The sequence below is a fragment of the Mesobacillus sp. genome (assembly GCF_049588175.1).
GTDB lineage: Bacteria > Bacillota > Bacilli > Bacillales > Cytobacillaceae > Mesobacillus.
Map to the genome: position 1 here is coordinate 1 of NZ_JBAVFI010000716.1, position 1,681 is coordinate 1,681.

Here is a 1,681-nt window from a genome sequence, read left to right on the forward strand (position 1 = left end):
AAATAAGAGTATGGGGATATAGCCGTAAAATATCCATAAATTGATTTGAGTGATATATTTATTCAGCATATCGTTGAAGGAACCGTTAAAATGACAAAGGACGACACTAAATAAGCTAAGAATGAGTAATGTATACTTTTGCTTCCTGTTAAAAATTTTCTTTAAACCTCTGCTGGAGCACCATAGTAAAAGTGAGATTAATACAGTAACGATAATTAAATACATAGATATATACAGGTATTCAAATCGCTCCAAGAAAGACAGAGTAATCATTTTTGTTAAAGAAAGTTCTGGCCAAATTGTCGTTTTTAACTGATTTTCACTATAAAAAGTAAAGGAAATAATAGAAGAAATCGTATACAGTATAGTAGTAAAGAGAACACCTAAATGAGCAAATTTCTTTGAGGCTTTAGGATCCCTTATAAATGGATAATACATCAGTAAGGTTTCAGTTCCCGCTAAAGTATACATCGAGCTTTTGATGGAATCCGTTATGTCCATAAAGGAATGGTTCATGATGGGCAGCAAATTTGAAAAGTGAGCATGTTTTAACGGGAAAATAAAAAGGACGATTAGCAAAATTTGTGGAAAAATAAAAGATAAAAAAGACATGCCGACAATAACCCGAAATCCTCCAGAAACACAATAATACACGGATAGTAAAATTATAGTAGAAATAATCCATGAAGGCATGGCAGGAAACAACCATACTTGAATGATCTCGATAAACCCAATTAAAACAGAAACACTTGCTAACCAATAATAAATCATGATAAAAAAGCTAATAAATTTGCCTAGCACATTTCCAAAAATAGTTGTATGAACATCGATAATATCTCCGTCTGCTTTTTCCAGCAGTATGTACATCACCCAAATAAACAATTGAACAATGCACCCTGCCACTAATACACCAATCCAAGCATCATATCCTGCCTTCGCGGCAATGGTCCTTTGGAAGGATAAAATGCCAACACCAACCTGCGAATTGTAAATGATAAAGAAGACTAAATAAGGAGAAACTTGATGTCTAATATTTGCTTGCATATTGGTTTTTCCCCTTTACGATTTATTCATAAAAATCGTTCGACGGCCCCGTTTTTTTTCCTGTACCGGTTGATTTCCACTTCTTTTGAGGTCTCAATGTTGTTGGGTTTTCTTTTTGCTTGGAAAAAGGTAGTCTTACCCATAAATCTTGAAAGGAAGTATTCCGTACTGGATACAGGCTTAAATAAGGTCGCCCTAGTGACGTTAACCGGAGTAAATGGATTTGTGCAATTTGAAGGGCTAAAAACACCCCAAACAAACCAAACCATTGGGCAAGAAAAATGATAGGAAACTTGATAAACCGAATCGTATTACTAAATTTATATACAGGCGAGGTATAGGAAGCTAAAGATCCTAGTCCTACTAAAATAAGCAGTACATTACTAGTTAATCCGGCTTCCACCACAGCTTGCCCGATTACAATCCCACCTACAACACCAAGGGATTGCCCAATTTTAAGCGGTAGACGGATACCTGCCTCTTTTACCATTTCAATCATTAACTCTAAAAAAAGAGCCTCTAAAAATGGGGGGAAAGGAACGGCTGCCCTTGAACCAACAAGCGTCTCTAGTAACCGCGCAGGGATTAATTCATAATGATAGGTCATAATTGCTACATACATAGGACTTAACAATGT

The 1,681-nt window shown here is 35.8% G+C and carries 2 protein-coding genes; both read right to left on the bottom strand.

Annotated elements, in window-relative coordinates; genetic code table 11:
- On the bottom strand, positions 1 to 1,044 hold a 1,044-nt coding region (locus tag WB217_RS17440; RefSeq protein ID WP_423994559.1), incomplete at its 3' end, for a GerAB/ArcD/ProY family transporter.
- A 22-nt stretch (positions 1,045 to 1,066) separates the two neighbouring features.
- Positions 1,067 to 1,681, bottom strand: a 615-nt coding sequence (locus WB217_RS17445; protein ID WP_423994560.1) for a spore germination protein, incomplete at its 5' end; no start/stop codon positions are given.